Genomic DNA, 13,598 nt, shown 5'->3' with positions numbered 1-13,598 from the left:
CGCCTAGACCGGCGGCGCGTCGTCGCCGCGGTCGGGCTCGTCGCCCGACGCGGGGCCGCGCGGGTCGGGACGCGGCCTGCCGTTCTGGTCGCGCAGGAAGCGCTCGAACTCGTGCGCGATCGCCTCCCCGGAGGCCTCCGGGCTCTCGACCGCGTCGCGCTGCTCCTCGAGCTTGCCGATGTAGGCCCGCATGTCGTCGTCGCGCTCGGTGAGCTCGTCGATGCCGCGCTCCCACTCGCCCGACTGCTCGGGGAGGTCGCCGAGCGGCACCGTGACGTCGACCATCTCGGAGAGCCGGTCGAGCAGCGCGATCACGGCCTTCGGCGCCGGCGCGTTGTGCACGTAGTGGGGCACGGACGCCCACAGCGACGCGGTCTGGATGCCGGCGTCCTGGGCGGCGAGCGAGAGCACCGTCATGATGCCCGTGGGGCCCTCGTACTCGCTCTGCAGCACGCCGAGCCGCTGCTGCAGCTCGCGGCTGTCGCTCGTGATCGACGTCGCGATCGGGCGCGTGTGCGGCACGTCGGCGAGCATCGCGCCGACGAAGACGATCGCATCGACCTCGCAGCCGCGCGCGATCTCGAGGAACTCTGCGGCGTAGGCGGCCCAGTTGCGGCTCGGCTCCGCGCCGACGACGGCGAAGAGCTCGCCCTCGTTGCCGGTCGAGACGTCGAGCCCGGCGTCGGCGGCGAGCGGCTCGCGGGTCGAGGGGCGCGTCGGCGCGTAGGCGACCGTCGCGGGCCACTGGAGCGCCCGCGCGCCGTCCTCGAGCGTGCGGACGACGGGCCGGTGCATCGCGAAGTCGACGTACTCGTCGGGCTCGATCTCGTCGAACGCCTCGAGCTCGCAGGCCTCGATGAGCCGGCGCACGGCGCCGCTCGCCGCATCGCCGGCGTCGGTCCAGCCCTCGAAGGCGACGACCATGATGCGTCCCTCGATCGGTCCTCGCGCCACGACGGGCACCTCCTCATGTCGAACGCCCACTCTACGTCCCATCCCGGGTCGAGGCGGAGGCGGGCCGGACGGTCCGGTGCCGTCGCGTCGGTAGGCTTGCGCGGTGACCGCCCCCACCTCCCGGCTCGACGCAGTCCTGTTCGACATGGACGGCACCCTCATCGACACGGAGCCCGCCTGGATGGCCTCGGAGGCCCGGCTCGCGGCCGACCACGGCATCGCCTGGACGGCTGCGGATGCGGAGGCCCTCGTGGGCGTCGACCTCTGGGACGGAGCGCGCACGTTCATCGAGCGCGGCGTGCCGATGAGCGCCGACGCGATCGTCGATCGGCTCGTCGGTGAGGTGCTGTCGGGGCTCGGCGACGACCTGCCGATGCGCCCGGGCGCGCTCGAGCTGCTGCGCCAGCTGCGCGAGCACGAGGTGCCCGTCGCGCTCGTCACGATGTCGACCCGCCGCATCGTCGACCGCGTCGACGCCGCGCTCACGGCGCGGCTCGGCGCATCCCCGTTCGACGTGACCGTCGCCGGCGACGAGTGCGAGCGCGGCAAGCCGCACCCCGACCCCTACCTCCTCGGGGCGAGGCTGCTGGGCGTCGAGCCCGACGGCTCCGTCGCCATCGAGGACTCCATCACCGGCGCCGCGAGCGCCCTCGCCGCGGGCATGACCACGATCGGCGTGCCGCACGCGGTCGACGTCTCGCAGGTGCCCGGCATCGTCCACTGGCCGACGCTCGAGGGGCGCAGCCCCGCCGACGTGGCGGCCGCGATCAGGAAGGCCCGCGCATGATGGGCAGGACCGGCCCCTTCCAGTGGGGCGACGTGGTGCAGCTGACCGGCCCGAAGCAGCGCATGCACACCATCGTGCTCACCGAGGGCGCCTCCTTCGGCACCCAGCACGGCGCGCTCCCGCACGCCGACCTCATCGGCGTCGACGACGGCTCGCTCGTGCACGTGGGGGAGGCCCCGCACCTCGCGATCCGCCCGCTGCTCCACGACTACGTCATGTCGATGCCGCGCGGCGCCGCGATCATCTACCCGAAGGACGCCGCGCACATCGTCGGCTTCGCCGACATCCACCCCGACCTCACCGTCGTCGAGGCGGGCGTGGGCTCGGGCGCGCTGTCGCTGTGGCTGCTGCGCGCGCTGCACGGCACGGGCCGCCTCGTCTCGTTCGAGCGGCGCGAGGAGTTCCGCGCGGTCGCCGAGGCGAACGTGACGGGCTTCTTCGGCGAACGGCCCGCCAACTGGCAGATGGTGCTCGGCGACCTCGCCGAGGAGCTGCCCGAGCACGTCGCCGACGGCGAGGCCGACCGCGTGCTGCTCGACATGCTCGCGCCGTGGGAGTGCGTCGACGCGACCGCGCGGGCGCTGCGCCCCGGCGGGCTCGTGCTCTGCTACGTCGCGACCGTCACGCAGCTGAGCCGCACCGTCGAGGCGATCCGCGCCGACGGCCGCTTCACGGCGCCGCGCTCGAGCGAGACCCTCGTGCGCGGCTGGCACGTCGAGGGGCTCGCCGTGCGGCCCGACCACCGCATGGTCGCGCACACCGGCTTCCTCATGACCGCGCGGCGCGTGGCCGACGGCGTCGACCTGCCGTCGTTCCGGCGCCGCGCCGCGAAGGCCGACTTCGCCGACGCCGACATCGAGGCGTGGACCCCGGGCGCAGTCGGCGACCGCACCCCGAGCGACAAGCGGATGCGCCGCGCGGTGCGGGATGCGCGGCGCCAGGCGGATGCCATCACCGGCGGTGCCGCGGACGGCGGCGCGGGCCGGGAGCCCGACGCCCCGCAGGTAGACTGACCGCGTCTCCCCGACCCTGAAAGGCCTCGCCGTGCGCACACGCCCCCTCTCGATCGCCGCGCTGCTCGTCGCAGCCGCGGGCCTCACCGCATGCCAGGCGCCCGCGGGCAGCGTCGACGGCTGCTCGCCGCTGCTGCAACCGGGGGGTGCGTCCGACCAGGTGAGCGTCGTCATGGCCGAGGGCGCGCCCGAGGTCGACTTCGAGGTGCCGCTCGTGACCGAGGGCAACCAGGCCCGCCTGCAGGGCGGCGAGGGCGACCGGGCCCGCGAGGGCGACATCGTCGACGCCGACTACGTCGTGTACTCGGGCAAGACCGGCGACCTCATCTCGACCTCCTACGACGACGCGAGCCAGGAGATGGCCCCCGCGAACTCGCTGCGCCTGACCGCGGGCGGCGAGTCGGTGCTCGCCGACGCCGTCACGTGCACCGCCCCCGGCACGCAGGTGACGCTCACGACGACGGTCGCCGACCTCTTCGGCCCGGACGCCGCCTCCGCCCAGCTCGACATCACGCCCGCCGACACCGCCGTCGTCGTGCTCGGCGTGCAGGACCTGCACCCAGGCCGCGCCGAGGGCAACGCGCGCCCCGGCCAGCAGGGCATGCCCGCGATCGCGCTCGCCCCGAACGGCCAGCCCGGTGTCACCTTCCCGGGCAGCCCGGCCCCTGAGGGCCTGACCGTGATGCAGAGCATCGCTGGCACCGGCGAGGAGGTCGCCGAGGGCGACACGCTGCTGCTGCACTACACCGGCATCATCTGGGAGACCGAGGAGGTCTTCGACTCCTCGTGGGACAAGGGCACGCCGGCCGAGTTCGTGATCGCCGACGGCAGCCTCATCCCCGGCTTCGTCGACGCGGTCGTGGGCCAGCCCATCGGCAGCCAGGTCGTCGTCTCGATCCCGCAGGAGCTCGGCTACGCCGACCCTGCGACGCGCCCCGCCTCGATCGGCGAGGGCGAGCACCTGCTGTTCGTCATCGACATCCTCGACCGCGTCGAGCCCGCCCAGGGCTGACGCGGGCAGCGGGGGCGGGCCGATGCAGAGGATCGAGGCGGAGGAGCGCCAGTTCTCGCTCCTGCTCGCGCTCGTCGACACGCGCACCGGCTTCACGAAGCAGGAGCTCTTCTCCCGCGTCGCCGGCTACCAGGGCCAGAGCGCCGGCCAGGCGCTCGAGCGGATGTTCGAGCGGGACAAGGACGCCCTGCGCGAGCACGGCATCGTCATCGACGTCGTGCAGCCCCCGGGCGACGACAGCAACCACGAGGCCCGCTACCGGGTGCTCGACGGCGTGCTGGGCGACCCGGCCGAGCTGCAGTTCGACGCCGAGGAGCGCGAGCTGCTCGACCTCGCGCTGCGCATCTGGCACGAGGGCGGCCTCACCGAGGAGGCGCAGCGCGCAGCCCTGAAGCTGCGCGCCGACCCGGAGTTCCGGGGCGGGCTGCCGCTCGAGCGCACCCCCGGCCGCACCGACGAGCCCGAGGCGAGCGCCGCATCCGTCCTGCAGCCGCGCCAGCGGCCCCGCGAGAGCGCCTTCCAGGCCCTCAAGCGCGCTGCCGACCGTGGCCGCGAGGTGGTCTTCGACTACTTGAAGCCCGGCGACCGCTCGCCCCGCACGCGCACGGTGCAGCCGTGGGCGACGGTGCTCTTCCGTGGGCGGTGGATGCTCGTCGGCCACGACCTCGGCGCCGAGGACGCCCGCACGTTCCTCATGCAGCGCATCGTCTCGCCCGTGCACGACCGCGCCGCGAAGCAGCCCTTCGAGGCGCCGGCGGATGCCGCGGCCGCGGCGCTCGAGAAGCTCGAGGAGATCTGGCAGGGCGCCACGGTCGCGGTGCGCGCCGTGCCCGGCAGCGACGCCGACATCCGGCTGCGCCACCGGCCCGGCACCGCCGAGGAGGACGGCCTGCTCCTGATCCACCACGCCGACCGCCACCTCATCGCCGACGAGCTCGCCGGCTTCGGCGCCGACGTCGCGGTCGTCCGGCCGGACGAGCTGCGCGACCTCGTGCGCGAGCGGCTCGAGCGCATCCGCGACGCCCACGCGCCCGCATCCGCTCACGCCCACGCCTCCGGGGCGCAGGCGTGAGCGCCGCGCGCGTCGAGCGCGGCATCGGCCTGCTGCTCTCGCTCATCCAGTACGTCTCGGCCTCGGGCTCGGCGACGGTGGCCGAGGCCGCGGCGCACTTCGGCGTCGACGAGGAGCGGATCCGCGAGGCGGTGCAGCGCGTGTTCATGGCGGGCGTGCCCGACGGCGCCGGCGACTTCATCCGCTTCGACATCGACTTCGACGCGTTCGAGGAGCAGGACGTCATCTCGGTGACGATGCGCCCGGCCTTCGAGGACGAGACGGTGCGCCTGTCGCCCCGCGAGGCGAGCGCCCTCATCGCCGGCCTCACCCTCGTCGCCGGCTACACCGACGCCTCCCCGGAGCGCGTGGAGGCGCTGCGCGCCAAGCTGCGCCGCGCCGCGTCGCGCGGCGCCGACACGGTCGCGGTCGACGCGCTCGGCGCGCCGCGGCTCGCGCAGCAGGTGCGCGACGCCATCCGCCGCCGCCAGGTGCTCGAGCTCGACTACCGGAAGCCCGACGAGGGCTCGTCCCGACGCCGCGTGGCGCCGACCAGGCTCGAGCTGCGCGAGGGGCAGGTCTACGTCGAGGGCGTCGACCTCGACCGCGAGGCGATGCGCACGTTCCGCCTCGACCGCATCGAGCGGCTCGAGCCGGCCGACGACGCATGGCCGGATGCGCTGCCCGCGCACGAGCGGCACGTCACGGGCACCGCGCAGGTCGTCGCCACTCGCGCGGCCGCCGCCATGCTCGCCGACTACGCCGCCTCGGCGCCGGTCTCGATCGACGGGGAGCGCGTGCGGCTCGACATCGAGGTGTGGAGCGAGGCGAGCGTGCTGCGCGCGGTGGCGGCGTGCGGCGGCGACGCCGAGATCGTCGCGCCGCCGAGCCTGCGCGCCGCGATGCACCGGTTCGCCGAGGCGGCGCTCGGCGCCGCCGCCGACGCCGCCGACGGCCGCTAGACTGGAGTCCGACGGAAGGGGACGCCATGCCATTGGGGAACGCGTTCAACGGCTGGCACCTGCTCATCATCCTGATCGTGGTGCTGCTGGTGTGGGGATCCACGAAGCTGCCCGCGCTCGCCGAGAGCCTCGGCAAGTCGGCGAAGATCCTGAAGAAGGAGATGCGCTCCGACGACGAGGCGCGGCCCGGCACCCCCGGTCCCACCGGCACCGGCACGCCCGCCGGCCCCGCGACCGGCACCGACCGCTCCACCTCGGCACCGGGCAGCGACTCGACGAGCGACCAGCGCTAGCCGATGGCCCGGTCCCGGGCCCGCGGCACCCGCAACGCTGAGGGCCGCATGCGCCTCGGCGAGCACCTCGTCGAGCTGCGCCGTCGCCTGCTCATCTCCGCCGCCGCCGTGCTGGCGTGCACCGTCGCCGGCTTCTTCGTGGTCGACTGGCTGCTCGAGGTCCTGCAGCGCCCGCTCACCGAGCTCGCCGAGCAGGGCCGCATCACCGACCTGCTCTACACGACCGTCACCCAGGCGTTCGACCTCAAGCTGCGCATCGCCATCACCACGGGCGTGATCGTCGCGAGCCCCGTCTGGCTGTACCAGCTCATCCGCTTCTTCCTGCCCGGGCTGCGCACCAACGAGCGCAAGTACGTCTTCGGCTTCCTCGCCGCCGCGCTGCCGCTGTTCCTCGCCGGCTGCGCCGCCGGCTGGTTCGTGTTCCCGCACATCGTGCAGCTGCTCGTGCAGATCGCGCCGGTCGGGTCGCTGTCGTACCTCGACGCCACGATCTACTACGACTTCGCCTTCAAGCTGCTGCTCGCGGTCGGCGTCGGCTTCGTGCTGCCGGTGTTCCTCGTGGTGCTCAACTTCGCCGGCGTCGTCACCGGGCGCGGCATCCTGCGCGCCTGGCGCTGGGCGGTCATCGCGATCACGCTCTTCACCGCGATGGCGACGCCCGCGGCCGACGTGATGAGCATGTTCCTCCTCGCGATCCCCATGCTGGCGCTCTACTTCGGCGCCGCGGGCATCGCGATCTGGCACGACCGCAGGCTCGAGAAGCGCGCTGCTGCCAAGGTGGACGCATGAGCATCGCCACCGACGCGTTCGCCCGCGCGATGCCGTTCGGCCTCGACCCGTTCCAGCGCGAGGCGTGCGAGGCGATCGAGGCCGGCTCGAGCGTGCTCGTCGCCGCGCCGACGGGCGCCGGCAAGACGGTGGTCGCCGAGTTCGCGATCCACCTCACCATGGAGGCGCCCACCGGCCGCGTCTTCTACACGACGCCGATGAAGGCGCTCTCCAACCAGAAGCACCGCGAGCTCACCGAGGTCTACGGCAGCGCATCCGTGGGCCTCCTCACCGGCGACACGTCGATCAACGGCGACGCCCGCATCGTCGTGATGACGACCGAGGTGCTGCGCAACATGCTCTACGAGGGCCGCGACCTCTCGGCGCTCGAGTACGTCGTGATGGACGAGGTGCACTACCTCGCCGACCGCTTCCGCGGCGCCGTGTGGGAGGAGGTCATCATCCACCTCCCGCGCCACGTGCGGCTCGTGTCGCTCTCGGCGACGGTGTCGAACGCCGAGGAGTTCGGCGCGTGGCTCGACGCGGTGCGCGGCGACACCCGCGTGATCGTCAGCGAGCACCGGCCGGTGCCGCTCGACGCCCACGTGCACATCCGCGGACGCCTCGTCGACCTCTTCGACTCGAAGGCGGCGGAGGAGTCGCACCGGCCGAGCCGCGAGCTCGTCGAGCTCGCGCGCGGCGGCGACGTCGCCGACTCGGCCGCGCACGGCCACCGCGACCGGGGCGGCCACAACCGCTACCGCTCGCGGCGACCTCCGAAGGGCGGCCGCCGGCCCGCGCCGCCCGGCCGCGGCGGCTTCGGCGGCCGCGTCGACCGCGTCGCGCTCATCGCCATGCTCGACGAGCGCGAGATGCTGCCGGCGATCGACTTCATCTTCTCCAGGGCCGGATGCGACGCGGCCGTCCGGCAGGTCGTCGAGGGCGGGGTGCGGCTCACCACCCCCGAGGACCGCGCCGAGATCCGCGCGATCGTCGACGAGCGCTGCCGCCTGCTCGACGACGCCGACCTCGGCGTGCTCGGCTACTTCGACTGGCTCGACGGGCTCGAGCGCGGCGTCGCCGCGCACCACGCGGGCCTGCTGCCGGTGTTCAAGGAGGTCGTCGAGGAGCTCTTCCGCGCCCGCCTCGTGAAGGTCGTCTTCGCGACCGAGACGCTCGCGCTCGGCATCAACATGCCGGCCCGCACGGTGGTGCTCGAGCAGCTCGAGAAGTTCAACGGCGAGGCGCGCGTGCGCATCACGCCGGGGGAGTACACCCAGCTCACGGGCCGCGCGGGCCGTCGCGGGATCGACACCGAGGGGCATGGCGTCGTCATCTGGAACGGGGCGCTGCAGCCGGTCGAGGTCGCGTCGCTCGCGTCGCGCCGCACCTACCCGCTGCACTCGAGCTTCCGCCCGACGTACAACATGGCCGTGAACCTCGTCGACCGGCTCGGCGTCGTCGGCACCCGCGAGGTGCTCGAGACGTCGTTCGCGCAGTTCCAGGCCGACCGCTCGGTCGTGCAGCTCGCCCGGCGGGTCGTCGACCAGCGCGAGAGCCTCACGGCGTACGAGTCGTCGATGACGTGCCACCTGGGCGACTTCTCCGAGTACGCCGAGCTGCGCCGGGAGGCCAGCGAGCTCGAGCGCGACGACCAGCGGCAGGGCGTCAGCCACGGCGACCACGAGCGCAACCAGCGGCGGCTGAAGCGCCTCCGCGCCGCCATGCGCGCGCATCCGTGCCACGCGTGCCCGGAGCGCGAGCAGCACGCCCGCTGGGGCGAGCGCTACTGGCGGCTGCGGCGCGACATCGAGAAGGCGGAGCGGCAGATCGAGCGCCGCACCGGGCAGATCGCGCAGGCGTTCGACCGCATCGCCGAGATCCTCCGCGAGCTCGGCTACCTCGAGCGCACCGAGCACGGCGAGCGGGTCTCGGCCGCCGGCGACATGCTGCGCCGCATCTACGGCGAGCGCGACCTGCTGACGGCCGAGAGCCTGCGCCGCGGCCTCTGGAGCGGGCTCGACGCGCCCGCGCTCGCCGCGATCGCGTGCGCGCTCGTCTACGAGGGCCGGCGCGACGACGGCATGCTGCCCGAGCGGATGCTGCCGAAGGGGCCGTTCCTCGACGCGCTCGACGCGACGCAGCGGCTGTGGGCGCAGCTCGACGACCTCGAGCAGGCGCACCGGATGCCGGGCACCGAGCCGCTGCAGACGGGGCTCACGCTCGCGATGCACCGGTGGGCGCGCGGCTACCCGCTCGAGCACGTGCTGCGCGACACCGAGCTCGCCGCGGGCGACTTCGTGCGGTGGACGAAGCAGACGATCGACGTGCTCGAGCAGCTCGAGCACGTGGCGCCCAAGCGGCTCGCGCGCACCGCCGCCGAGGCCGTCGACCGCATCCGCCGCGGCGTCGTCGAGGCGTCGGGGTCGGCGCTGTGACGGGCGCGCGCCCGTGACCGTCGGCAGCGCCACCGCGCGCCGCACCCGCGCCCACCTGCCGCTCCCGACCGCCTACGCCTGGGCGGCGGCGATCGCCGCGGGCGCCGTCATGCCGTTCGCCTTCCAGCCGTTCGACTGGTGGCCGCTCATCCTGCCGGCCGTCGCGCTCGCCCTCGTCGCGCTCCGCGGCCGCACCCTCGGGGCCGCCTTCGGCATCGGCTTCGTCACCGGCGCGCTCTTCTTCCTGCTCCACATCCAGTGGATCACCGTGTACCTCGGCCCCGTGCCGCTCATCGCCCTCACCGCGTGGATGGCGACCTGGTGGGGCCTCGGCGGGATGGCGCTCGCCCTCGCGTGGCGCTGGGGGGAGCCGCGGATGCGCGGTCCCGTGGGCTCGTTCCTCGGCCTCCCGGCGCTGCTGGGCGCCGTCTGGACGCTCCGCGAGAGCGCGTCGGCCACGGTGCCCTGGGGGGGCTTCGCCTGGGGCAGGCTCGCGCACTCGCAGGCCTCGAGCCCGCTCGCCGACACGACGAGCTGGGTCGGCCTCACGGGCCTCACCTTCCTCGTCGCGACGGCGTCGGCCCTCGTGCTGCAGCTCGTGCTCCACCACCGCACGATCCTCCGCCGCCGGCTCACGATCGGCGCCGCGGCGCTCATCCTGCTCGTGGCGATCCCCGCGTTCCCGGTCGAGCGCAGCGGCAGCCTGCGCGTGGGCGCGGTGCAGGGCGCGAGCGAGGCGGGGCTGCTCGCGCCGTACACGCCGGGCGAGATCCTGCAGCAGCACGTCGACGCGACCGAGGCGCTCCGCGGCGAGGAGCTCGACCTGCTCGTGTGGCCCGAGAACGCGGCGGAGTTCTTCGCCGACGAGTCGCCCCGCACGATGGCGACCCTCGACCGCATCGCGACCGGCTTCGACGCGCCGCTCGTGGTCGGCACGGTCACCCGCGACGGCGACGACACCTACAACGCGCTGCTGCAGGTCGAACCGGGGGAGGGCGCGGTCGCCGAGTACCGCAAGCGCCACCCGGTGCCCTTCGCCGAGTACCTGCCCCAGCGCGAGGTCTTCGCGCCCATCCTCGACGCCCTCGGGTTCCTCGAGCTCATCCCGCGCGACTACAGCGTCGACCCCACGAGCGCGAACGCCTTCGACGTCGCGGGCACGATCGCGGGCGTCGCGATCTGCTTCGACATCGTCGACGACGCGCTCGCCCGCGAGATGGTGCTCGACCACGGCGCCGAGATCATCCTCGCGCCCACGAACAACGCCGACTTCGGCCGCGGCTCCGCCGAGAACGTGCAGCAGCTCGCGATCGCGCAGCTGCGGGCCGTCGAGGCGGGTCGCGCGCTCGTGAACATCTCGACCGTCGGCACGAGCGCCGTGATCGCCCCCGACGGCACGATGCTCGACCGCCTGCCGCAGTACGAGCCGGGTGCGATGCTCGAGGAGCTGCCGCTGTCGACGACCGTCACCCCGGGCATCCGTCTGGGAGCATGGATCGACCTGGCGCTCTCGATCGGCGCCGCACTCGCGCTCGCGGGCCTCGGCGCCGCGCACCTCGTACAACGGAAGGGACGGGCGGATGCCTGACGTGATGATCGTCGTGCCCACGTACAACGAGGTCGAGGGCCTCGAGCGCACGGTGGGGCGGCTGCGCCAGTCGGTGCCGCACGCCGAGCTCGTGATCGTCGACGACGGCAGCCCCGACGGCACGGGCGAGCTCGCCGACCGGCTCGCCAAGCACGACGCGGGCACGCTCGTCATCCACCGCTCCGAGCGGGGGTACCGCTCGGCCGTGATCGAGGGGATGCGCTTCGCGATGTCGCGCGGCGCGACCCGGGTGGTCGTCACCGACGCCGACGGCTCGTACGACGCCGACGGCCTGCCCGAGCTGCTCGCGGTCTCGAACGAGGGCGTCGACCTCGTGATCGGCTCGCGCTTCGTGGAGGGCAGCGACGTGCGCAACATGGGCGTGCGCCGCCGCCTCGCCGCGCAGCTCGGCAACGCCTACGCGCGCGCCATGCTGCAGACCGACGTGCAGGACCTCACGAGCTCGCTGCGCGTCTACCGCACGCGCATCCTGGCTTCGCTCGACCTCGACGCGATCCAGGTCGACGCGTACGCCTTCCAGATCGCGATGGCCGTGCGGGTCGCGCAGGCCGGCGGCACGATCGCCGAGGTGCCGATCGGCTTCATCGAGCGTGCCGTGGGCAGCTCGAAGATGCGCGTGGCCGAGGAGCTCGGCACGCTCGGCGCGGTCACGAAGTGGGGCCTCGCGGGCGTGCGCGCCCTGCCCAAGCCGCCGCGCTGAGCCCGCGCGCCGATCCGCCTACGGCAGCAGCGGCAGCGCCAGGTCGCAGCGATCGGTGACGATCCCGTCGACGCCCATCGCGAGGAGCTCCTGCATCTCGGCCGGGTCGTTGATCGTCCACGCGTGCACCTCGACGCCCGCCGCGCGGAACGCGGCGATGCTGCGCTCGGTGAGGATCTCGATGCCGCGGTGCCGCCGCGGCACCTGCAGCGCCTCGACCGGCTCGAGCACGCGCGCGAGCGCCCGTTGCAGTCCGAGCCGCTGCGCGGCGAGCGCGCGCACCACCATCGGCTGCGAGGCGCTCGTCGCGACCTCCGGCAGCAGGGCGAGCGCCTGGCGCCGACGCCGCTCGGAGAACGAGGTGAGGAGCACGCGCGAGGCGGCCTTGGCCTCGACGACCGCGCGCACCGCCGGCACGACCGCCGCATCCGACTTCAGGTCGATGTTCCAGCGCGCGTCGGGCAGCGCCAGCAGCGCCTCGCGCAGGCCCGGCACGCCCTCGCTCTGGCCGAGGTCGATCTCGGAGAGGTCCTGCCAGAGCGTCTCCTCGATGACGATGTCGCGCCCCGCGACGCGGTCGAGGCTCGGGTCGTGCGCGATGACCGCGACGCCGTCGGCGGTCGCGTGCACGTCGGTCTCGAGGAACGTCGCCCCCGCGTCGAGCGCCGCGATGAAGGCGCGCATGGTGTTCTCGGGCGCCTCGAGCGCCAGCCCGCGGTGGGCGAGCACCCGCGGCGGGGCCGGGGTGAGGTAGGTCACTGCCGGGGCGACCCGCTGCCGTCGGATGCGCCGCGCGGGTCGTCGCCGTCGGCGCGCGGCAGGTCGGCGGCCGCGTCGCGGGCCGCCTCGAGCGCCTCGCCGTAGTCGGCGTCGGGCGTCTCGTCGGCGAGCGACGTCGAGGAGGAGACCGCGTCGGTCTGCCCCGCGCCCTGCGGGTCGATGCCCGACGCCTGCAGCGTCTCGGCGATCGACGGCACCTCGACGTCGCTCACGGAGTCGGCCTGGAAGGTCTCGTCGAGGATCGACGGCTCGGCGGCGTCGGAGTGCTTGCCCTGCTGCTTCTGGAACGGCACCTGGGCGCGGCCCTCGAAGAACCCGCGTCCCACGCCCTGCAGGGCGTCCGTGAGCTCGGACGGGATGATCCACAGCTTGTTGGCGTCGCCCTCGGCGAGCTTCGGCAGGGTCTGGAGGTACTGGTAGGCGAGCAGCTTGTCGTCGGCGTCACCCTCGTGGATGGCGGCGAAGACGCGCTCGATGGCCTCCGACTCGCCCTTCGCCAGCAGCACCTGCGCCTCGGCATCGCCCTTGGCGCGCAGCACCTGGGCCTTCGCCTGGCCCTCGGCGCGGAGGATCTCGGACTGGCGGAGGCCCTCGGCCTCGAGGATCTGCGACTGCTTCGAGCCCTCGGCGGTGAGGATCGCGGCGCGGCGGTCGCGCTCGGCGCGCATCTGCTTCTCCATCGAGTCCTGGATGGAGTGGGGCGGGTCGATCGCCTTCAGCTCGACGCGGCCGACGCGCAGGCCCCACTTGCCGGTGGCCTGGTCGAGCACGTTGCGCAGCTGGCCGTTGATCGTGTCGCGGCTGGTGAGCGCCTCCTCGAGGTTCATGCCGCCGACGACGTTGCGGAGCGTCGTGGTGGTGAGCTGCTCGACGGCCGACAGGTAGTCGGCGATCTCGTAGGTCGCCGCTCGCGCGTCGGTGACCTGGAAGTAGACGACGGTGTCGATCGAGACGACCAGGTTGTCCTCGGTGATCACCGGCTGCGGCGGGAACGAGCGCACCTGCTCGCGCATGTCGACGTGGTACGCGACCCGGTCGATGAACGGCACGAGGAAGTTGAGGCCTGGCTGCAGCACCCGGTGGAAGCGGCCGAGCCGCTCGACCACGCCGGTGAAGCCCTGCTTGATGATCCGGATCGACCTGAAGAGCGTGACGAGCACGAACAGGACGACGAGGATCACCACGATCGTCAGGAACACTCCGAGGATGAATCCTCCGTCGATCGGCATGG

The 13,598-nt window shown here is 73.8% G+C and carries 13 protein-coding genes; 10 read left to right on the top strand and 3 right to left on the bottom strand.

The genetic code is table 11. The annotated features are described in order from the left end of the window. Positions 1 to 3: 3 nt before the first annotated feature. The gene (locus MU522_RS10890) at positions 4 to 954 is read right to left on the bottom strand and encodes a PAC2 family protein (RefSeq protein WP_225792719.1); all 951 of its coding nucleotides are present in this window, start codon (positions 952 to 954) and stop codon (positions 4 to 6) included. Positions 955 to 1,057: 103 nt separating this feature from the next. Between MU522_RS10890 and MU522_RS10885 the strand changes: the two genes are divergently transcribed. Genes MU522_RS10885 through MU522_RS10840 form a run of 10 tightly spaced genes read left to right on the top strand, consistent with a single transcriptional unit; the run spans position 1,058 to position 11,587 of the window. Further along, entirely contained in the window at positions 1,058 to 1,741 is a 684-nt protein-coding gene (locus MU522_RS10885) for an HAD family phosphatase (RefSeq protein WP_246990960.1), read from the top strand. After that, positions 1,741 to 2,754, top strand: coding sequence for a tRNA (adenine-N1)-methyltransferase (locus MU522_RS10880; RefSeq protein ID WP_246993533.1), 1,014 nt, complete (start codon positions 1,741 to 1,743; stop codon positions 2,752 to 2,754). The genes MU522_RS10885 and MU522_RS10880 overlap by 1 nt, the downstream gene beginning before the upstream one ends. Before the next feature lie 31 nt (positions 2,755 to 2,785). Further along, on the top strand, positions 2,786 to 3,766 hold the full coding sequence (locus MU522_RS10875; protein ID WP_246990959.1) for an FKBP-type peptidyl-prolyl cis-trans isomerase: 981 nt from the start codon (positions 2,786 to 2,788) through the stop codon (positions 3,764 to 3,766). Positions 3,767 to 3,788: 22 nt separating this feature from the next. Beyond that, entirely contained in the window at positions 3,789 to 4,838 is a 1,050-nt protein-coding gene (locus MU522_RS10870) for a WYL domain-containing protein (RefSeq protein ID WP_246990957.1), read from the top strand. Then, a complete protein-coding gene (locus MU522_RS10865) occupies positions 4,835 to 5,779 on the top strand; it encodes a WYL domain-containing protein (protein WP_192575861.1) in 945 nt (314 codons plus the stop codon). The genes MU522_RS10870 and MU522_RS10865 overlap by 4 nt, the downstream gene beginning before the upstream one ends. A gap of 26 nt (positions 5,780 to 5,805) precedes the next feature. After that, positions 5,806 to 6,072 carry a twin-arginine translocase TatA/TatE family subunit gene (locus MU522_RS10860; protein ID WP_246990954.1) on the top strand — a complete coding sequence of 89 codons (267 nt, stop codon included), beginning with the start codon at positions 5,806 to 5,808 and terminating at the stop codon, positions 6,070 to 6,072. 3 nt (positions 6,073 to 6,075) lie between these two features. Further along, complete coding sequence (gene tatC / locus MU522_RS10855) at positions 6,076 to 6,861, top strand: twin-arginine translocase subunit TatC (protein WP_225792718.1); 786 nt, start codon at positions 6,076 to 6,078, stop codon at positions 6,859 to 6,861. Beyond that, complete coding sequence (locus tag MU522_RS10850) at positions 6,858 to 9,278, top strand: DEAD/DEAH box helicase (protein ID WP_246990953.1); 2,421 nt, start codon at positions 6,858 to 6,860, stop codon at positions 9,276 to 9,278. Before tatC ends, MU522_RS10850 begins: the two co-directional genes overlap by 4 nt. A 13-nt stretch (positions 9,279 to 9,291) precedes the next feature. Beyond that, positions 9,292 to 10,866 carry an apolipoprotein N-acyltransferase gene (gene lnt, locus MU522_RS10845; RefSeq protein WP_246990952.1) on the top strand — a complete coding sequence of 525 codons (1,575 nt, stop codon included), beginning with the start codon at positions 9,292 to 9,294 and terminating at the stop codon, positions 10,864 to 10,866. Further along, positions 10,859 to 11,587, top strand: coding sequence for a glycosyltransferase (locus MU522_RS10840; protein WP_128189363.1), 729 nt, complete (start codon positions 10,859 to 10,861; stop codon positions 11,585 to 11,587). Before lnt ends, MU522_RS10840 begins: the two co-directional genes overlap by 8 nt. Before the next feature lie 18 nt (positions 11,588 to 11,605). Here MU522_RS10840 and MU522_RS10835 read toward each other — a convergent pair whose 3' ends face one another. Both MU522_RS10835 and MU522_RS10830 read right to left on the bottom strand, forming a co-directional pair. Continuing rightward, on the bottom strand, positions 11,606 to 12,346 hold the full coding sequence (locus MU522_RS10835) for a glycerophosphodiester phosphodiesterase family protein (protein ID WP_246990951.1): 741 nt from the start codon (positions 12,344 to 12,346) through the stop codon (positions 11,606 to 11,608). Further along, a complete protein-coding gene (locus tag MU522_RS10830) occupies positions 12,343 to 13,596 on the bottom strand; it encodes an SPFH domain-containing protein (protein ID WP_146356052.1) in 1,254 nt (417 codons plus the stop codon). Before MU522_RS10830 ends, MU522_RS10835 begins: the two co-directional genes overlap by 4 nt. Between the last annotated feature and the right edge of the window lie 2 nt (positions 13,597 to 13,598).

Origin of the sequence: Agrococcus sp. SCSIO52902 (assembly GCF_022983135.1) — a bacterium.
Classification (GTDB): Bacteria; Actinomycetota; Actinomycetes; order Actinomycetales; family Microbacteriaceae; genus Agrococcus; species Agrococcus sediminis.
The sequence above is the reverse complement of the archived record's forward strand: the minus strand, read 5'-3'. Positions and strand labels throughout refer to the sequence as shown.